This is a genomic window from Pseudoclavibacter sp. RFBI5, assembly GCF_002931395.1.
Classification (GTDB): domain Bacteria; phylum Actinomycetota; class Actinomycetes; order Actinomycetales; family Microbacteriaceae; genus Pseudoclavibacter.
The window spans coordinates 141279-158701 of record NZ_PSYA01000013.1; the positions used below are offsets into that span (position 1 = coordinate 141279).

Annotated in this window: 18 protein-coding genes, 2 tRNA genes and 1 pseudogene; 13 read left to right on the forward strand and 8 right to left on the reverse strand. The window is 65.6% G+C overall.

The window, feature by feature from the left end:
- Window positions 1-7: 7 nt before the first annotated feature.
- From C5E06_RS16225 to C5E06_RS16235, 3 genes are all read left to right on the forward strand, one after another.
- Window positions 8-415 carry a DUF3566 domain-containing protein gene (locus C5E06_RS16225; protein WP_104244042.1) on the forward strand — a complete coding sequence of 136 codons (408 nt, stop codon included), beginning with the start codon at window positions 8-10 and terminating at the stop codon, window positions 413-415.
- A 54-nt stretch (window positions 416-469) separates the two neighbouring features.
- Window positions 470-543 (forward strand) — tRNA-Ile (locus C5E06_RS16230).
- Between the two features lie 39 nt (window positions 544-582).
- A tRNA-Ala gene (locus C5E06_RS16235) sits at window positions 583-655 on the forward strand.
- Between the two features lie 220 nt (window positions 656-875).
- Here the strand turns inward: C5E06_RS16235 and C5E06_RS16245 are convergent.
- The 4 genes from C5E06_RS16245 to C5E06_RS16260 all read right to left on the reverse strand — a co-directional run bounded on the left by C5E06_RS16245 (window position 876) and on the right by C5E06_RS16260 (window position 5129).
- A complete protein-coding gene (locus tag C5E06_RS16245; RefSeq protein ID WP_104307573.1) occupies window positions 876-2045 on the reverse strand; it encodes an ATP-binding protein in 1170 nt (389 codons plus the stop codon).
- A gap of 89 nt (window positions 2046-2134) precedes the next feature.
- Window positions 2135-2980: an NAD(P)-dependent oxidoreductase gene (locus C5E06_RS16250; protein WP_258067710.1), complete on the reverse strand. Its 846-nt coding sequence runs from the start codon at window positions 2978-2980 to the stop codon at window positions 2135-2137.
- Window positions 2981-3156: 176 nt separating this feature from the next.
- A complete protein-coding gene (locus tag C5E06_RS16255; protein WP_104244046.1) occupies window positions 3157-4788 on the reverse strand; it encodes a cation acetate symporter in 1632 nt (543 codons plus the stop codon).
- Window positions 4785-5129 carry a DUF485 domain-containing protein gene (locus tag C5E06_RS16260; protein WP_104244049.1) on the reverse strand — a complete coding sequence of 115 codons (345 nt, stop codon included), beginning with the start codon at window positions 5127-5129 and terminating at the stop codon, window positions 4785-4787. The genes C5E06_RS16255 and C5E06_RS16260 overlap by 4 nt, the downstream gene beginning before the upstream one ends.
- Window positions 5130-5463: 334 nt before the next feature.
- Here C5E06_RS16260 and C5E06_RS16265 point away from each other — a divergent pair, with 334 nt between their 5' ends.
- The 5 genes from C5E06_RS16265 to C5E06_RS16285 all read left to right on the forward strand — a co-directional run bounded on the left by C5E06_RS16265 (window position 5464) and on the right by C5E06_RS16285 (window position 9754).
- The gene (locus C5E06_RS16265) at window positions 5464-6204 is read left to right on the forward strand and encodes a LuxR C-terminal-related transcriptional regulator (protein ID WP_181063009.1); all 741 of its coding nucleotides are present in this window, start codon (window positions 5464-5466) and stop codon (window positions 6202-6204) included.
- Between the two features lie 198 nt (window positions 6205-6402).
- The gene (locus C5E06_RS16270) at window positions 6403-7278 is read left to right on the forward strand and encodes a MetQ/NlpA family ABC transporter substrate-binding protein (protein ID WP_104244053.1); all 876 of its coding nucleotides are present in this window, start codon (window positions 6403-6405) and stop codon (window positions 7276-7278) included.
- 151 nt (window positions 7279-7429) lie between these two features.
- On the forward strand, window positions 7430-8482 hold the full coding sequence (locus C5E06_RS16275; RefSeq protein ID WP_104307574.1) for a methionine ABC transporter ATP-binding protein: 1053 nt from the start codon (window positions 7430-7432) through the stop codon (window positions 8480-8482).
- Complete coding sequence (locus C5E06_RS16280) at window positions 8479-9138, forward strand: methionine ABC transporter permease (protein ID WP_104244057.1); 660 nt, start codon at window positions 8479-8481, stop codon at window positions 9136-9138. The genes C5E06_RS16275 and C5E06_RS16280 overlap by 4 nt, the downstream gene beginning before the upstream one ends.
- A 157-nt stretch (window positions 9139-9295) precedes the next feature.
- Window positions 9296-9754 (forward strand): NUDIX hydrolase, encoded by a 459-nt coding sequence (locus tag C5E06_RS16285; protein ID WP_104307575.1) that lies wholly within the window; start codon window positions 9296-9298, stop codon window positions 9752-9754.
- On the opposite strand, the gene C5E06_RS16290 is transcribed toward C5E06_RS16285, so the two are convergent.
- On the reverse strand, window positions 9751-10671 hold the full coding sequence (locus C5E06_RS16290; RefSeq protein WP_104307576.1) for a DMT family transporter: 921 nt from the start codon (window positions 10669-10671) through the stop codon (window positions 9751-9753). The two genes, C5E06_RS16285 and C5E06_RS16290, sit on opposite strands and share 4 nt — an antisense overlap.
- 68 nt (window positions 10672-10739) lie before the next feature.
- Here C5E06_RS16290 and C5E06_RS16295 point away from each other — a divergent pair, with 68 nt between their 5' ends.
- Entirely contained in the window at window positions 10740-11609 is an 870-nt protein-coding gene (locus C5E06_RS16295) for a LysR family transcriptional regulator (RefSeq protein WP_104307577.1), read from the forward strand.
- 34 nt (window positions 11610-11643) lie between these two features.
- Here the strand turns inward: C5E06_RS16295 and C5E06_RS16300 are convergent, their stop codons facing one another.
- Window positions 11644-12249 carry a hypothetical protein gene (locus C5E06_RS16300; protein WP_104341950.1) on the reverse strand — a complete coding sequence of 202 codons (606 nt, stop codon included), beginning with the start codon at window positions 12247-12249 and terminating at the stop codon, window positions 11644-11646.
- Between the two features lie 131 nt (window positions 12250-12380).
- On the opposite strand from C5E06_RS16300, the gene C5E06_RS16305 reads away from it, so the two are divergent.
- Window positions 12381-12920, forward strand: a complete 540-nt coding sequence (locus tag C5E06_RS16305; RefSeq protein WP_104244184.1) for a peptidylprolyl isomerase — start codon at window positions 12381-12383, stop codon at window positions 12918-12920.
- Window positions 12921-12941: 21 nt separating this feature from the next.
- Entirely contained in the window at window positions 12942-13817 is an 876-nt protein-coding gene (locus C5E06_RS16310; protein WP_104307578.1) for a rhomboid family intramembrane serine protease, read from the forward strand.
- A 154-nt stretch (window positions 13818-13971) separates the two neighbouring features.
- On the opposite strand, the pseudogene C5E06_RS16315 reads toward C5E06_RS16310, so the two are convergent.
- Window positions 13972-14205: pseudogene (locus C5E06_RS16315) on the reverse strand (cell division protein CrgA); the annotation flags it as partial.
- Window positions 14206-14356: 151 nt separating this feature from the next.
- Between C5E06_RS16315 and C5E06_RS16320 the strand changes: the two are divergent.
- Both C5E06_RS16320 and C5E06_RS16325 read left to right on the forward strand, forming a co-directional pair.
- Complete coding sequence (locus C5E06_RS16320) at window positions 14357-15247, forward strand: class E sortase (protein ID WP_181063010.1); 891 nt, start codon at window positions 14357-14359, stop codon at window positions 15245-15247.
- Window positions 15247-15441 carry a hypothetical protein gene (locus C5E06_RS16325; RefSeq protein WP_104307580.1) on the forward strand — a complete coding sequence of 65 codons (195 nt, stop codon included), beginning with the start codon at window positions 15247-15249 and terminating at the stop codon, window positions 15439-15441. The genes C5E06_RS16320 and C5E06_RS16325 overlap by 1 nt, the downstream gene beginning before the upstream one ends.
- An 85-nt stretch (window positions 15442-15526) precedes the next feature.
- Here the strand turns inward: C5E06_RS16325 and pknB are convergent, their stop codons facing one another.
- The gene (gene pknB, locus C5E06_RS16330) at window positions 15527-17302 is read right to left on the reverse strand and encodes a Stk1 family PASTA domain-containing Ser/Thr kinase (RefSeq protein ID WP_104244186.1); all 1776 of its coding nucleotides are present in this window, start codon (window positions 17300-17302) and stop codon (window positions 15527-15529) included.
- Window positions 17303-17423 lie beyond the last annotated feature (121 nt).

Genomic DNA, 17423 nt, shown 5'->3' on the forward strand with positions numbered 1-17423 from the left:
CTGATCTATGACGAGCGTTGCTGACAAGCTGGCCCAGAAGTCCAGCAAGAAGACTGCGAGCAAGCAGGTGCGCCTCCGTTTGGTGCACATCGACTTCTGGTCTGTCGTGAAGTTCTCCTTCCTCCTGTCGATCTGCTTCGGCATCATCACGATCGTCGCGACGTTCCTGATGTGGACCGTCATCGAGAACACGGGTGTGCTCGGAAGCGTCAACGACCTGCTCAATGACGTCTCCGGCTCGGCCGGCGTGGGAGTCGACGACTTCGTCACCCTGCCTCAGCTGATGCTGTTCTCCCTTGTGGTCGCACTCCTCAACCTCGTCGCGGGCACGGCCCTCGGCGCAGTTGCGGCGTTCCTCTACAACCTCGCTGTGAAGGTCACGGGGGGCCTCGTGTTCGGTTTCACGAACAGCTAGCGGCTCGATTTCCCTTGACGTGCACTTTTCGTGTATGTTGGGGCAGTCGCTTCGGGGGCTATAGCTCAGGCGGTTAGAGCGCTTCGCTGATAACGAAGAGGTCCCAGGTTCAAGTCCTGGTAGCCCCACGGTTCGATACTGAAGGTTGGTATCGTTTCCACCCGAACGGGGCCTTAACTCAGTTGGTAGAGTGCCTGCTTTGCAAGCAGGATGTCAGGAGTTCGAATCTCCTAGGCTCCACGGTGACAAAGAACCCCGGTCAGAGAAATCTGACCGGGGTTCTTTCTTGTCGGCCTAGTCGACGAAGGCGTCGGAGTAGAGCTCGGAGGCGTCGACTCCCGGCGAGTACACGCTGAGGTCGCTCACGCCGGCGTCTGCGAGCACGTCCTCGCAGAGCAGCGTCTCGTCTCGTGACGGGGTGACAGTTTCCGCATCCGAACGAGTCGCTGGCCACGGTGGCTCAGGATTCGATCTGCCGTTCGATGAACGACGCCATACCGGGAACAGTGAAGGCCACGACCCCGTGGTCCGGCGCGTAGATCAGGCCCTTGTGGATGAGTTGAGCTCTGGCGGGGCCGAGACTGCTGATGGACTTCTTCAGTCGTGCGGCCACTTCGCCGGATCCAACGCCAGCATCGCCTTCCGGGCACATTGCCCGGAGGTATCGCTTCTCCGATGCCGTTGTCCGGTCCCACCGCGCTCGGAAGAACCCGTTGTCGAGGAGGTTCTGTCCGGTCGCTACCCCAAGACGAGAGTCTGCGAGGGTGATCTGGCTTCCGGTGGCGACATTCCAAGCTTCACGGCCGAATTGCTGGATGAAGTAGGGGTACTGTCCGGACTCCGTGATGAGGTGCTGGACGGCATCCTCTGCCCAGGTGACGAGTTCCGCGGCCGAAGGTTGAGCGATCGCGAGGTGGGCGTCAGCGCGCGAGAGTCGCTCGATCTGGTTGAACTGGAACCGTTCCGTATACGACTTCGCCTCGGCGAGGATCTGGGGCAGGTTGGGCAGCCCAGCGAGAGCAAACAATACTGGCCAGTTGTCCTGGGCAGCCGACTGTGTGACTGCGGCGAGCGTCGTGAGTTCTTCCGCTGAAAGGTCCTGCGCCTCATCGATGAGGATTGCGAGCCCGACTCCCTCTTCCCTCGCGGCGAGACCCACATCCTTGATGATCTTGCGGAGATCTGTATGCAGGACGCCACTGTCGGCACCGCCACCTGGCGTGTCAGACAGATCCACGCCGAATGTCCAGGATCCGTTCGCATCGTAGGACGCCTTGAACGACAGAGCCGTCCGGAGGGCCTTGAAAACTTTGCGGCCCGCCGATGGTCGGCTGATGTCAGACAGCGGTTCGTAGAGGCCCTCACCGATCAGCTCTCTGAGCTCACGATCGAAACCGGCCTCGATTTGCACGACCCACCAGTCGCGGTCTTCGGCGTCATGTCGGAACTGAGTCAAAAGCACGGTCTTCCCGACCCCGCGGAGGCCGTAGAGGACGAACGGTTGATCAGTGATCCCGTTTTCGGCTCGCTGGAGTGCGATCCGCCACCCGGTCATCGATGAGTCGCGACCTACGAGAGCGGCCGGTTTGCGACCAGCACCTGGCACGTAGGGGTTCTTGACCGGATCCATGTGACTCCAAGCACTTGCTAGCGAACTGTAGCCATGTATAGCAAATAACTATACTTACCTACAGTTGCCTACAATTGTTCCGCACCCGATCAGTCGACGAAGGCGTCGGGGTAGAGCTCGGAGGCGTCGACTCCCGGCGAGTACACGCTGAGGTCGCTCCCGCCGGCGTCTGCGAGCACGTCCTCGCAGAGCAGCGTCTGTCCTCGATACCGGCCCCGCGGGGCTGTGAGCACCGCGTGGGCGGCGTCGGCGTACAGCTCAGGGGTGCGGCTGCGGCGCATGAGCTCCTCGCCGCCGATGATGTTGGCTACCGCTGCTGTCTGGATGGTGGTGCGGGGCCACAGGGTGTTCGCATCCACACCCCGTTCAGCGAACTCGGCCGCGATACCGAGCGTCGCGAGCGTCATGCCGTATTTCGCGGTCATGTACGCCGGGTAGGCGCCGAGCCACTGGGGGGCGAGGTTGAGGGGCGGCGAGAGCGACAGGATGCGCGCATCCGGTGACTCGAGGAGGTGTGGCAGGGCCGCCCGCGAGAGCATGAATGTGCCGCGCTGGTTGATCTGGTGCATGAGGTCGTAGCGCTTCTCGTCGATGTCGAGCGTCGAGCGCAGGTCGATGGCGCTCGCATTGTTGACGACGATGTCGATGCCGCCGAACTCGGCGACGGCGCTGTCGACCGCCCGCTGCAGGTCGGAGTCGTCGCGCACGTCGCCGACGACCGGCAGCGCGCGTCCGCCGGCCTCGCGTATCTCCTCAGCGGCCGTGTACACCGTCCCTGGCAGCTTCGGATGCGGATCCCCGGTCTTGGCAAGGAGCACGACGTTCGCACCGTCACGCGCGGCGCGCTTCGCGATCGCGAGTCCGATGCCGCGGCTCCCGCCCGACATGATGATGGTCTTCCCCGCGAGGGAACCTGTCTCCGCTGACTGCGTCAAATCCGCACCTCCATGTGCATCGTGGACAGGCCCACGCTACCCACGCGCCTGCGGAACCTCATGTGCGTTGTGGCACCGAGACAACGCGGACGCGCAAATGGCCGCCCTGAGCGAGTCAGAGCGACCATTCGCGAACGCGAACGCGACGTGTCGACGAACGCGGTGCAGCGAGCTTCCTAGTGCTCGACGGCCTCCTCCGCGCCGTAGCCCGTGAGCGAGCGCACATCCATCTCCGCGGCGACCCGAGGGTCTTCCTTCTTCTGCGGCAGCACTGAGCCGAGCCAGCCGAGGAAGAACCCGACCGGGATCGAGACGATGCCGGGGTTGTTGAGTGGGAACCAGGCGAAGTCGATTCCCTCGCCGAGCATCGCCGTCTCGGCGCCGGAGACGACCTTCGAGAAGACGATCAGGATGATGGCCGTCGCGAGTCCGCCGTACATGCTCCACAGCGCCCCACGGGTCGTGAACTTGCGCCAGTAGAGCGAATACAGGATCGTCGGCAGGTTCGCGCTGGCCGCGACAGCGAAGGCGAGTGCCACGAGGAACGCGATGTTCTGCCCCTGCACGCCGATGCCACCGACGATGGCGACGACACCGAGGACGACCACCGTGTACTTGCCGACCTTCACCTCCTGCTCTGGGGTCGCCGTTCCACGCTTCACGACGCTGTTGTAGATGTCGTGGGCGAAGGATGCGGCAGCCGTGATCGCGAGGCCCGCGACGACCGCGAGGATCGTCGCGAATGCGACCGCCGAGATGAAGCCCATGAGGATCGGCCCGCCCAGCTCGAGGGCGAGCAGCGGGGCCGCAGAGTTGACGCCTCCTGGCGCATCCTTGATGGCCGGGGCCCCCACGAGTGCCGCTGCGCCGTAGCCGAGGATGAGCGTGAAGACGTAGAAGCCGCCGATGAGCCAGATGGCCCAGACCACCGACTTCCTGGCCTCCTTGGCGGTGGGCACCGTGTAGAAGCGCATGAGCACGTGCGGGAGTCCAGCTGTGCCGAGCACCAGCGCGAGTCCGAGCGAGACGAAGTCGATCGGGTTCTTGCCGTACTGCAGGCCAGGCGCGAGGATCGCGGCCGGATCCTCCGCACCGTCGAGGGCCGCCTTGTCGACCGCCGCCTGGAGGAGCGCGGAGAGATCGAAGCCGTTGATGACGAGCACCCAGATGGTCATCGCCCCCGCGCCGCCGATGAGCAGGAAGGCCTTGATGATCTGCACCCAGGTGGTGCCCTTCATTCCGCCGATGAGCACGTAGATGATCATGAGCACGCCGACGACGGCGACGACGATCGCGACCCCGATGTCGTCGGTGATGCCGAGGAGGAGGGCGACGAGGCCGCCGGCTCCCGCCATCTGCGCGAGCAGGTAGAAGAAGCACACCGCGAGGGTCGTGAGGGCTGCGGCGACGCGCACAGGACGCTGCTTGAGGCGGAACGAGAGCACGTCCGCCATCGTGAACTTGCCGGTGTTGCGCATGAGCTCGGCGACGAGCAGCAGAGCGACGAGCCAGGCGACAAGGAAGCCGATCGAATAGAGGAATCCGTCGTAGCCATTGATGGCGATAGCTCCGACAATGCCGAGGAACGACGCTGCTGACAGGTAATCACCCGAGATCGCGAACCCATTCTGGGTCCCGGAGAAGGATCGCCCGCCGGCGTAGTAGTCGGCTGCGGTCTTGCTGTTGCGGCTTGCGCGAATGACGATGAAGAGAGTGACCGCGACGAATGCCGCGAAGATCGCGATATTCAGGACGGGGTCATTGTTCGCGACAGCGCTGGCCTGGGGTGCCAGCAGCTGCCCGCTCATGCCTGGTCCGCCTTGGTGAGCTCAACGCGAAGGTCGTTCGCGAGCGGATCGAGCCGCCGATTGGCGTAGGAGACGTACCACATGGTGATCGCGAAGGTCGTCACGAACTGGCCCATGCCGAGCAGCAGACCCACGTTGATGTTGCCGAAGACCGGGGTGGCCATGAAGTCATGCGCGTAGGCGGCCACGATGATGTATGCGCCGTACCAGACCAGGAAGAAGATCGAGAGTGGGAAGACGAAGGAGCGCTGGCGCTTCTTCAGCTCCTTGAATTCAGCCGCTTCCTCGAATGCGACGTAGTCGATTCCGCCTGGGGGTTGAGATGACGTTTCGTGTCGCATGGGGCCTCCTTGCCTCAGTGCATTGCTGCGTTCGTCAGATATGTGCGTGCAGTTCTCGACGGCAAAAGGCGGGGCTTCTTCGCATCGTTGCGAACACGAAAGCCTCATTGCCTGCGTGATAGCATCCACGCTACGCATACGACGAAGTATCGAACTACCCCCGGAAGTTGGTAGTGACCACATGATGTTCCCAGAGGCAGCCACTGAGGCGGACGTCTTCGCCGAGGCCGTCGCCCGCCTGCGCGAGACCACGGGGTGTTCACTCTCGTTTGGCGGACCCACCCATCGCGACACGACGAACGTGCACACGATCTGTGGGAATCAGGGTCGTGGATTGGTCGGGTTGCGAGTGCAGCTCGGTCGAGGACTCGGCGGCCGCGCGATGCTGGAGCGTCGCGCGAAGGTCACGACGAACTACCGCGGCAGCAGCCGCATCACGCACGACTACGACGTGCAGGTCCTGTCTGAGGACGTCCAGAGCCTCATGGCGGTTCCGGTCATCGTCGACAAGCATGTTCGGGGCGTGCTCTACGGCGGGTTCCGCGCGGCTCCGGACTCCCAATCGATGTCGCTCGGTCAGGCCGTCGCCCTCGGCAAGAAGGTCGAGGATGAGCTGCGTCTCCGAGACGAGCTGAGGCGCCGAATGCGGGTGGGGTCCGCGAGCATCTCCGAACTCGGATCCGGCGGACTCACCGCAGCCCAGCTGGAGGAGCTGCGGGGCACCTTCTCCGATCTGCGCGAGGTCTCGTCGATGCTCGGCGACGCGCGCGTCCGTGCGCGCCTTCGAGGCGTCGAGGAGCGGCTTGTCAGATTCGCCGGAGATCACGGCGACCCCCGCGATCGGGAGCACTCGAAAGCTGTCGAGTCGACAGAGGCACCAGTCAGGCTCTCGCCGCGGGAGCTCGACGTGCTCGGGCAGATCGCCCTCGGACTCTCCAATCGGGACATCGCCGGAAAGCTGATCCTGACCGAAAGCACCGTCAAGAGCTACCTCGGTACGGCAATGACGAAGCTGGATGCGAGCTCGCGCTACCAAGCTCTTGCCAAGGCGAGGCAGCTGGGGCTCCTCCCCTGAGCTGAATGCGGATCAGAGCGCAACATTCTTGCGTTCATGACCCCGTCAGTGGACTGTTACGCAACGTGTCAGGATGTATCGGCGCGGAGACCCGCTGTTCTCTTATTCTTGCGACGCCTCGTGGCTCTTCTTGCGAGGCCCTCTAGAGCCTTAGAGGATGGCCGGCGCTTGCGCGCCGCATTGAAAGGACCCTCCTCCATGTCACGTCTCACCAAGATCGCCGCAGCAATCGGCGCGATCGCCCTCGTTGGAGGCCTCTCCGCGTGCTCCACCGGCGCATCCGATGAGAACACCATCAAGCTCGGCGTCGTCGGCGCATCCGACCCGTACTGGGAGGTGCTCGTCGAGGAGGCCGCAGCCCAGGACCTCACGGTCGAGCTCGTCGACTTCTCGGACTACAACCAGCCGAACCCGGCGACGACCGAGGGTGAGCTCGACGTCAACGCGTTCCAGCACATCATCTACCTCGCGCAGCACAACGCCGCCAGCGGCGACGACCTCGTGCCGATCGGCTCGACCGCGATCTACCCCCTCGGCTTCTACTCCTCGCAGTACGACTCCGTCGAGGCGATCCCGGATGGCGCCGAGGTTGCGGTGCCGAACGACGCGTCGAACCGCGCACGTGGCCTCCTCGTGCTCCAGGAAGCCGGTCTCATCTCGCTCAAGGACGGCGGCTCGCCGTTCTCGACCCTCGACGACGTGCTCCCCGAGTCGCGCGTCACGGTGACCGAGCTCGAGGCCTCGCTCACGGCGACCTCGCTGCCCGACCTCGCCGGTGCGATCATCAACAACGACTTCGTCGAGAACGCAGGCCTCACGACGGAAGACGCGCTCACTCGCGATGACCCCCAGAACGCCTCCGCGTTCCCGTACATCAACATCTTCGTCACGTCGGCCGAGAACGCCGACAACGCGAACTACCTGAAGCTGGTCGAGATCTACCAGAACTCCGAGGCAGTCGCGGCTTCGGTCAAGGAGACGTTCGGCGACACCGCCGTGCTCACCAAGACCCCCGTCGACGAGCTGCAGACGACGCTCGACGAGCTCGTCGCCGAGATCGAAGCGCAGGGCTAGAACCCACCGCTCGCGTGCTCGCCGCCCGGGACCCGATGATGATCATCAGGCCTCGGGCGGCGATCTCGCTTGCACCGACGGACGGCGTCCCGACGTCGTCCACCAGCATCACCCACACGGTTCGACCGTGAAAGAAGGCGAGAGCGAAGACATGGCCCTCATCACACTCACCGACGTCGTCAAGGAGTATCCGTCCCCGAAGCGCGGAGCCCCGGCGACCAGAGCCGTCGACGGCGTCTCGCTCAACGTCGAGGCCGGCGACATCTACGGGGTCATCGGCTACTCGGGGGCTGGCAAGTCGACCATGGTGCGCCTCATCAATGCGCTCGAGCCGACCACGTCCGGCAGCATCCACGTCGATGGCGTCGACATCACGACGCTCAGCGAGACGAAGCTGCGCTCGGTGCGCGCGGGCATCGGCATGATCTTCCAGCAGTTCAACCTCTTCAACTCCCGCAACGTCGCGGGCAACGTCGCGTATCCGCTGCGCGTCGCGAAGACTCCCAAGGCGGAGCGAAAGAAGCGCATCGCCGAGCTCCTGGAGTTCGTCGGGCTCTCCGAGAAGGCCCGCGCCTTCCCCGACCAGCTCTCCGGCGGTCAGAAGCAGCGTGTCGGCATCGCCCGTGCGCTCGCAACGAATCCCAGCATCCTGCTCGCCGACGAGTCCACGAGCGCCCTCGACCCGCAGACCACGGCCGACGTGCTGCAGCTGCTCAAGAAGGCCAACCAGGAGCTCGGGGTCACGATCATCGTCATCACCCACGAGATGGACGTCGTGAAGGAGATCGCGAGTCACGTCGCCGTCATGGAGCACGGCAAGATCGTCGAGCAGGGCGAGGTCTTCGACATCTTCGCGAACCCGCAGGCGCCCGCGACCCAGCGGTTCGTCTCAACGGTCGTCCAGGGAGTTCCGGATGCTGCCCTGCGGTCCGACCTGCATGCGCGACACCCGGGAACTCTCGTGACGCTGAGCTTCCGCGACGGGCGGACGAACCAGGGCCAGGCGCTGCGCATCCTGCACGACGCCGGCATCACCGTCGAGCTCGTCTACGGAGGCATGAACGAGATCCGCGGTCGGTCGTTCGGCGACCTGACGTTCGCCCTGCAGGGCGATGCCGCAGCGCAGCGCAGAGCGCTCGACCAGATCAGGGAACTCGCCGTCGTGACGGAATTCCAGGACACCAACGCTGGAGGTGCCGCATGAACGATGTGATCGACCTGCTGCCGAAGCTCTTCGAAGCCACAGGCGCCACCCTCTACATGGTGGCCCTGAGCCTCGTCTTCGGTGGCGTCGGCGGACTCTTCGTCGGCCTGCTGCTGTATCTGACGCGCAAGGGCAACCTCTACGAGCAGCCGGTCGTCAGCACGATCGTCAACATCATCGTGAACTTCTTCCGACCCATCCCGTTCATCATCTTCATCGCTGCGGTGCAGCCGGTCTCACGAATGATCGTCGGTGTGGGGATCGGGGCAGAAGCGGCCATCGTCGCCATGTCGCTCGCTGCGACGTTCGGTATCTCGCGCCTCGTCGAGCAGAACCTGCTCACGGTGTCGCCAGGCGTGGTGGAGGCCGCACGGTCCGCAGGAGCGGGGCGCTTCCAGATCGTATGGTCGGTTGTCGTTCCCGAGGCCCTCGGGCCCCTCATCCTCGGCTATACATTCGCGGTCGTCGCGCTCGTCGACATGTCGGCCATCGCCGGTGCGATCGGCGCAGGTGGTCTCGGTGACTTCGCCATCCAATACGGCTACCGCCAGTTCAACCCGGCCGTCACGTGGGCTGCGGTCATCGTCATCGTGGTGATCGTGCAGGGTCTGCAGTTCCTCGGGAACTGGGCGGCGCGCAAGACGCTGCGCCGCTGATCCGGGCAGACGACAGTGCCCGGCGACTGCGCGTCGGTGCCTCCCTGTACGGAGGCCCGGCGCGCGGCGGCGTACGATAGCGATCGCCCGTGGTTCGGGTCGGCCCAGGCATCAGGCCGCTGACCTCGAGACCTCGGCAGAGATCTTTGGGGGTTCCGTGCATCGACGACTCGCTTCCTACGGTGTCATCGTGCGCGACGGGCAGATCCTCCTCGCGCACTGGCATGACCGTGGTCGTTCCGGCTGGACCCTGCCCGGCGGTGGGACCGACCCCGGTGAGGATCCGATCGACGGCGTCGTCCGCGAGATCTGGGAGGAGACCGGCTACCACGCGTCCATCGACCGGCTCCTCGGCATCGACTCGCACATCATCGCGGGCCGCGACCGGCTCGAGCCAGGCAAGACGCCCATGCAGTCGGTTCGGGTCGTCTACGAGGCCAGCATCGTGAGCGGCGAGCTCCGCAACGAGCGGGGCGGCTCGACGGACGAGGCTCGCTGGTTCGACCTCGAGGAGATAGCCGCGCTCCGCACGGTGTCGCTCGTGGACGTGGGGCTCAGGCTCCACGAGGAGCGTCCGGCCAACGGCCACCTGCGTTCGGCTCGGGCCCCCCGCTAGGCGCTGGAGGGCGCGACCCCGTCACGGGGCTCGTGGGCGACACGAGACCCGCGAAGGCTGCGGGACACCGCGACGGCGTTGACAGCCACGATCATCGCCATCCCGATCCACTCATGCGCTGCGGGCACCTGCCCGAGCACCACGACGCCAGCGAGGGCCGCGAACATCGGGTTGATGCTCATGAACACCCCGAAGAACCTCGTCGTCACCCAGCGGAGGGCGATGACGTCGATGGAGTACGGGATGACGGAGCACAGTACGCCGGAGAGCGCGGCCAGCAGCAGCGGCCAGCCGAGCAGCCGGCCCTCCGCGATCAGCTGCACCGTGATCGGGAGCGTCAGCAGGCTCGACACGAGCGTTGCCGTAGCGGGCGCCTGGAGGCCGCTCAGGCGACCGCCGAGCATCCGATTGAGCAGGATGTAGCTCGCCCAGCAGCATGCCGCGAGCAGCCCGAGGGCATAGCCGAGGATGTCGCTCGACGCGTCTGGGAGCAGCAGCACGTAGACGCCGACGGCGGCGCCGGCCGCGAGCAGGAGATCGGCCTTCGTGCGGGATGCGCACAGCGCCACGGCGAGGGGTCCGAGGAACTCGAGGGTCACGGCAAGGCCGAGCCCGATGCGGTCGACGGCTCCGTACAAGGACAGGTTCATGGTCGCCAAGACGACGCCGAGCAACAGCGCGGGCCACCATTGCGCCCACGTGAAGCTCCGCAGGCGAGGACGCGCGACAGGCAGCAGGATGGCTGCGGACACGAGCTGGCGGATGGCCACGACGCCCGACGTGCCGAGGGGGCCGAAGGCCAGTGCGCCGAGTGCCGCGCCGAGCTGGTTGGAGAGTCCGCTTCCGGTCAGCATCGCTGCACCCGTCACCGCGCTGCGTGGTGCGGCAGCGGCGGCCGTTCTCCCGGTTCCTGTCATGCGCCCATGGTGAACCCGCCTGCGCAGGCCCAGAAATGCGCGACACGCGTGAGTTATACGCTGGACGCATGAGTTTGGAGATTCGCCACCTACGCGCCCTCGCTGCGGTCGTCGACACGGGAACCTTCACCGATGCGGCGATCGAGCTCCACTGCTCGCAGGCGGCCGTCTCCCGGGCGATCCTCGCCCTTGAGACGCAGCTCGGAGCCCAGCTGCTCTCCAGGTCGACTCGGCACGTCGCGCTCACCCCACTCGGCGAGCGTGTCCTGACCCGCGCCCGCCGGGTGCTGCTCGAGGTGCGTCTCATCAGCGACGAGGTCGCCGAGACGACCCGGGAGTTGCGCGTCGGCTATGCCTGGTCGACCCTCGGCGCGCACACCGGTGCCGTGCAGCGCACCTGGCGAGGACAGCATCCTGAGTCGCACCTCGTCTTCCGGCAGAGCAACACGGCGACGGCGGGGCTCCTCGACGGCGAGGTCGAGCTCGCCGTGTTCCGCACGGTTCCCCGTGATCCCCGAATCGAGACGGTCCGCCTCGGCGAGGAACGACGCGTCGCCGTCCTCGCGAACGACGATCCGCTCGCCAGACGCAGGGCGCTGCTCCTCGACGACTTCGCCGGCAGGACCATGGCGGTGGATGCACGCACCGGCACGACGGTCGGCTCACTCTGGCCGGCGGAACGCGCCCCGGTCTTCATCCCCACGAGCTCACTCGACGAGTGGCTCACCCTCATCGCGGACGGCGGCGTCTACGGGGTGACAAGCGAGGCCACGGCGGCGCAGCATCCGCGGCCCGGCATCGCCTACCGGCCGCTGCGGGACGCCCCCACGATCGAGGTCAGACTCGCGTGGTGGCGAGGCGCCAAGCCAGCGATGGCCGACGCGCTCGCGCAGGTCATCATCGCCGCCTACGACGAAGCCCCGCAGTTCACCAGGTGAGTGCGGGGCCAGTCGTGCGCGTGTGCGGCGCGGACTACTTCGCTGCCGAAGCGGGCGAGACCGTCGTGACGGGAGCGTCGAGCTCCTCGTCGGCGATCCACAGGTCGTCGTCTGCACGGAAGGTCTGCCAGAGTGCATAGCCGACAGCGGCGACGGCGGCGACGCCTGCGCCGATGAGCAGCCAGCCACCGACACCGACGCCGGAGCTGTTGTACTTCTTGTCGTACGCCTTCGAAGCCTTCTTGGCGCGCGAGTTGAGCTCCTTCGAGACCTTCTTCGCGGTGCCAGCGGCGTCCTTGAAGTCGTTGTTCTTCGAAGCGAGGTTGCTGACCGTGCCGGCAAGCGAGCCGGAGAGGCCGGCCACGACAGGGAGGACCTTGCCGTTGAAGCGGACGCTCGCGTCTTCGTACTTGTCGCGCGCTGCGTTGTAGCTGCGGTCGAAGCTGGGGCGAACGTTGTTGTCGTAGCTCTTCTGCAGCGCTGGCACGAGCTCGGACTCAGCCAAGCCCTTCGCGCTCACGCCTGCTGACTGCAGGATGCCTCGAGCGTGCTCGATGACAGACTGCTGCTCGCTCCACAAGTTTGTTGCGTCCTTGCGGAGACGCTTGAGTTCACGCGACTGCTTCCGTGAAAGGGCCATTGGTACCTCCGGACGTTGACAAGTAGGTACTGCATATCTTGGCACGCTTCTGCCACACGGAACCTGAATCACCGCACGCTGTCGGCGGACAGGGGGGAGAGAAGTCGGGGGGCTATGGAAAGATGACCAGCATGTCAATCGCCACTGCACTCGCAACGATCAACACGAACCACGGCCCCATCAAGGTGGAGCTCTTCGGCAACCACGCGCCGAACACGGTCAAGACCATCGTGGGCCTCGCCACGGGTGAGCTCGAATGGACCGACCCTCGTGACGGCCAGACGAAGAGCACGCCCTTGTACGACGGCGTGATCTTCCACCGCATCATCCCCAACTTCATGATCCAGGGCGGTGACCCCACGGGCACCGGCACCGGCGGTCCCGGATTCGCGTTCGACGACGAGATCCACCCCGAGCTCAACTTCAACGAGCCCTACATCTTCGCCATGGCGAACGCCGGCAAGCAGATGGGGCGCGGCACGAACGGCTCGCAGTTCTTCATCACGACGGACCCCACTCCCTGGCTCCAGGGAAAGCACACGATCTTCGGCCGCGTCGCGGACGATGAGTCGCGCACCGTCGTCGACGCGATCGCGAAGGTCCCCACCGACGGCCGTGACAAGCCGCTCAAGGACGTCGTCATCGAGAGCGTCACCGTCGAGCAGCTCTAACCTCCAGGAGCCACTCCCCGCATGACATCACCCGAGCTGTCGCAGCAGCGTGAGAACTTCTGCTACCGGCACCCAGACCGACAGAGCTTCGTGCTCTGTCAGCGATGCGGGCGCACCGTGTGCCCCGAATGCCAGACACTCGCGCCGGTCGGCGTGATCTGTCCAGAGTGCATCCGGGAGGCGAACGCGAAAGCCAAGGCCGCCCAGCGGCCCTCGGCTCGAACGCGGTTGCGACGGCTCGGGCAGGATCAGCGTCCGCTCGTCACCTACGCCATCATCGGCATCTCGGCGGTCCTCTGGCTGCTGCAGCAGGTGACGGGGGACTGGCTCACGGGCATCCTCGTCTACCACGGCATCTACTCTCACGCGGGTAGCGGGGCATTCGAGCCCTGGCGCATGCTGACCTCGGCGTTCGCGCACTCGACCGTCTTCCACCTGGCGTTCAACATGCTGACGCTGTGGATCTTCGGTCGGGTGCTCGAGCAGGTCTACGGGCACCTGAGGTTCGCAGCGCTCTATGTCGTCAGCGCGCTCGGCGGTTCGCTCGCGATCGCCCTGGTTGCCCCGAACACCACGGTGCTCGGCGCCTCCGGTGCCGTCTTCGGACTCTTCGGCGCGTACTTCGTCGTCATGCGTCAGGCGCGGATGAACACCATGTCACTCATCGTGCTGGTCGGCATCAACGTCGTCATGGGGTTCGTGATCCCAGGTATCGCCTGGCAGGCGCACCTCGGCGGGCTGGTCACGGGAGCACTGTGCTCCTGGCTGTTCCTGTGGGAGTCGAAGTCGGCGAAGCCCTCGCAGAAGGGGCTCTGGATAGTGGCGGCACTCGGCGTCCTCATCGTCGTGGGTGCCACCGTCAGCGTCTCCCAGCTGCCGCTGGCGGCAGCTGGCTAGCTCCCCGTCTCCGTCGCAGAACGAGAGAAGCCGCGCATCCGGTGGGATGCGCGGCTTCTCTGTGTTGTGTGAAAGTTATCCACAGGGTTATGCACACCTGGGGATGAATTACACAGCTGTCATTCGAGGCCCTGTGGATAACTCGTGGAGTCTGCTATCGCCAGTTCGTCGTCATGATGAAGCCGATGAACGCGATGCCGAAGCCCACGAGGATGTTCCATGAGCCGAGCTCGGCAATCGGGAGAGCGCCGCTCGTCAGGTAGAACACGATGATCCAGAGGAAGCCGAGCAGCAGGAAGCCGAACATGAGCGGCTTGAACCAGACCGGGTTCGGGTTGCGCTCGTCGCTGTCGCTCACCCCGGAGCTGCGCTTCTGCCGACGCTGCTTCTCCGTCGCCGCGAGAGCGGCCGCAGCTGCGGACGCTTCCGAGGAACGGTGCTTCTTCGTACCGGCCGGAGTCTTCTTCTCCGGCTCGTCGGACTTGGAGTCGCTGGACTTCTCACGAGACATGCGGGCCATCCTATCTATGATTGCTCCTATGCCATCTGCTGAACGGCCCGGACGAGACGACGGGACGACTTCGATCGAGTCTCTCCTCGCGGCCGACGACGGCTACGAGACCAGGTCGGAGCGACGCCTGCGAGAGCAGCGGGCCGCATCCCAGCAGCACAAGAACCCCTCGAAGCCCACCGGCTCGAAGCCGAGGCGGCGGCTCAGCATCATCGGCGTCTCGGGTGAAGTGCTTATGACCCTCGGGGTCGTCGTCCTGCTCTTCGTCGGGTGGAAGTACTGGCTCAACGACCTCATCGTCGGCGATGAGCAGAACCAGGCCGGGCAGGAACTCAGCCAGGTGCTCGCGGATGGCGGTGAAGAAACGACGACCGTGACCACAACAGATCCGGCGATCGGCATCCCCATCTCCTCGGCGCCGACGGTCACGAACGAGCGCTTCGCGATCCTCTACGTTCCCACCTGGGGGGCCGACTACGCCCGTCCCATCGCACAGGGCATCGAACAGCACGAGGTTCTCGACAACAACATCGGCCACTACCCCGACTCGCAGATGCCCGGTGAGGTCGGCAACTTCGCCATTGCTGGCCACCGTCTTGCCTACGGGGCTTCGATGCAGAAGATCCACGAGCTGCAGCTCGGCGACGAACTCGTCGTGGAGACCGCGGACGGCTGGTACACGTACTCCTACCGTTCCGGCGAGTACGTCGCCCCCACACAGGTCGACGTCCTCGGCTCGGTGCCTCGCTACCCGGAGCAGACTGGCACCGACCGGCTCATGATGATCATGAGCTGCAACCCGTTCTGGTCGACGGCAGAGCGAATCATCGGCTACGCGGTGTTCGACAGCTTCACGCCGCGGGCCGACGGCCCGCCGGCGTCGATCGCCGCGTCCGTCGCCACGCAAGGGGGTCTCTGATGTACGGCGCGCTCTGGCGTGTGCTCCCCGGGCCCTGGCCCGTCAAGCTCCTGATCACGCTCGTCGTGATCGCAGCCGTCCTGTACGGCCTGGTCTTCTACGCGTTCCCGTGGGCGGATGCACAGCTCACGCCCCAGAACGACGTCACCGTCGGCCTTGGAGTCGGCGGCTCCGCGGCCGCGCTGCGCTTCTGACGGCGACGGCTCCTCCCGGTCATCGGAAGGAGCCGGAGCGCGTTGCGCGGGCACCGCGACCGTGGCCGCGGGTCGTCGTGCGGCCCTAGTTCTCCGTTGAGGAGGAGGGCCCTGCGCTCGAGGTGGGCTCGGGTGCTGGCGCGGTCGTCTCCGGCGGGGCCGGCACGGACGTGCAGTAGGTGACCTCGACCTGGGAGTGCTGGGCGACTGGTCCTGGTGGAACCGACATGTTCACGATCGGGTCGCCGTCGACCGCGAGGCATCCAGGGTCCTGCTTCACGACCGCGAGGAGTCCGAGTTCTCGGAGCGTGGCGGTCGCGGATTCGAGGGGCTGACCGATGAGGTCAGGCAGCGCCACGTTGCCCGTGGAGGTCACGAGGTTGATGCTGGAGCCCGCGGCGACGCTGGACCCACCCGCAGGGTCGCTGCGGACGATCGTGCCGGCAGTGACCGTCGGAGAGTCCTCTGACGTGATCTGGCCGACGCTCAAGCCCGCCCCCTGGAGAGCGACAGTCGCCTGCTCCACGGTCATGCCGTTGATGTCGGGCATCGTGACCGCGGACGGGCCGGTGGAGACCAGGACGGTGATCTCCTGGCCGGGAGACACACTCAGTCCTGAGCCCGGGGTGGTGCTGATGACCTGGTTCTCGGGAACCTCATCGCTCGTCTGCGCCGCGCGCACGGGCGTCAAGCCTGCGTCTTCGAGCGTTGTGCGAGCCGCATCCCATTGCTCGCCCACGACGTCTGGCACATCGACGCTCGTTTCGGGCAGCTGGCCGACGTCGGGGAGGGAGGAGACCCAGATGCTGACGGCCACGATGACGACCACGAGGAGCGCCGCGGCGCCCCAGATCCACATCGCGGGGGGACGCCGCTGCACCTGTGGTGCGCGGTCATCGGTCTCGGAGAGCGAATTGAAGGCAGACTCCGTGGCGCTCACGCCAGAAGGGGCCGGCCCGAAGAGCTGGGTGCGGTCGTCGTCCTCGACCTTGGTGGCGAACGCCGGCATGATGCCCTGCGCTGCGAGGTCGAGGTCGCGACGGAACTCCGAAGCCGACTGGTAGCGGTCCTCGCGGTTCTTCGCGAGGGAGCGCTTGACGACCGCGTTCATCGCCTTCGAGACCTTCGGGTTGATCTCGTTGGCATCGATGGGGCGCTCGGTGACGTGCTGGTAGGCGACGGCAACGGCGGAGTCACCCTGGAACGGGACCTTGCCGGTGAGCATCTCGTAGAGGACGATGCCCGCGGAGTAGAGGTCGCTTCGCCCGTCGACGTTCTCGCCCTTGGCCTGCTCGGGGGAGAAGTAGGAGGCGGTGCCGAGGATCGCCGTCGTCTGGGCGATCGTGCCCGCCGTGTCGGAGATGGCTCTGGCGATGCCGAAGTCCATGACCTTGACCGTGTCCTCCGGCGTGATCATGATGTTGCCCGGCTTGATGTCGCGGTGTACGACGCCAGCGCGGTGCGAGTACTCGAGCGCCGTCAGGATGCCCGTCATGTACTCGTGGATCTGCGTGTCGGCGAGCGGGGCACCGGCCATGACGTCGCGGAGCTGCTGTCCCTCGATGTACTCCATGACGATGTAGGGCACGACGAGCTCATGACCATCGGCGCGCACGAACGTGTCCTCACCCGCGTCGAAGACGCGGACGATCGTCGGGTGCGTCATCCGTGCAGCGGCCTGGGCCTCCTGTCGGAAGCGCGACCGGAAGTCGGGCTCGCCGGAGAGCTGTGTGTTGAGGAGCTTGACGGCGACACGGCGGCCAAGACGCTCGTCGGTCCCGAGGTAGACCTCAGCCATACCTCCACGACCAATACGCCGGCCGATGTCGTATCGGCCAGCGAGCGTGCGTTCGCCCTGCATCACGGAAGCAAGCTCCTCTCCCCTTGGCAGTGTTCGCCAAGCTCAAGCCTCGTTAGTCTGCCGATCTTATCTCGACGCGAATGAGTGATCGGTGCCATCGAAGCTGTGAACCGCGCATTCC

Excerpts from the sequence above, each read along its gene's own strand:
- C5E06_RS16225 (WP_104244042.1), top strand. The coding sequence starts at position 8 with ATGACGAGCGTTGCTGACAAGCTGGCCCAGAAGTCCAGCAAGAAGACT.
- C5E06_RS16245 (WP_104307573.1), bottom strand. The coding sequence starts at position 2,045 with ATGGATCCGGTCAAGAACCCCTACGTGCCAGGTGCTGGTCGCAAACCG.
- C5E06_RS16255 (WP_104244046.1), bottom strand. The coding sequence starts at position 4,788 with ATGAGCGGGCAGCTGCTGGCACCCCAGGCCAGCGCTGTCGCGAACAAT.
- C5E06_RS16260 (WP_104244049.1), bottom strand. The coding sequence starts at position 5,129 with ATGCGACACGAAACGTCATCTCAACCCCCAGGCGGAATCGACTACGTC.
- C5E06_RS16270 (WP_104244053.1), top strand. The coding sequence starts at position 6,403 with ATGTCACGTCTCACCAAGATCGCCGCAGCAATCGGCGCGATCGCCCTC.
- C5E06_RS16275 (WP_104307574.1), top strand. The coding sequence starts at position 7,430 with ATGGCCCTCATCACACTCACCGACGTCGTCAAGGAGTATCCGTCCCCG.
- C5E06_RS16280 (WP_104244057.1), top strand. The coding sequence starts at position 8,479 with ATGAACGATGTGATCGACCTGCTGCCGAAGCTCTTCGAAGCCACAGGC.
- C5E06_RS16290 (WP_104307576.1), bottom strand. The coding sequence starts at position 10,671 with ATGACAGGAACCGGGAGAACGGCCGCCGCTGCCGCACCACGCAGCGCG.
- C5E06_RS16295 (WP_104307577.1), top strand. The coding sequence starts at position 10,740 with ATGAGTTTGGAGATTCGCCACCTACGCGCCCTCGCTGCGGTCGTCGAC.
- C5E06_RS16300 (WP_104341950.1), bottom strand. The coding sequence starts at position 12,249 with ATGGCCCTTTCACGGAAGCAGTCGCGTGAACTCAAGCGTCTCCGCAAG.
- C5E06_RS16305 (WP_104244184.1), top strand. The coding sequence starts at position 12,381 with ATGTCAATCGCCACTGCACTCGCAACGATCAACACGAACCACGGCCCC.
- C5E06_RS16310 (WP_104307578.1), top strand. The coding sequence starts at position 12,942 with ATGACATCACCCGAGCTGTCGCAGCAGCGTGAGAACTTCTGCTACCGG.
- C5E06_RS16320 (WP_181063010.1), top strand. The coding sequence starts at position 14,357 with ATGCCATCTGCTGAACGGCCCGGACGAGACGACGGGACGACTTCGATC.
- C5E06_RS16325 (WP_104307580.1), top strand. The coding sequence starts at position 15,247 with ATGTACGGCGCGCTCTGGCGTGTGCTCCCCGGGCCCTGGCCCGTCAAG.
- pknB (WP_104244186.1), bottom strand. The coding sequence starts at position 17,302 with ATGCAGGGCGAACGCACGCTCGCTGGCCGATACGACATCGGCCGGCGT.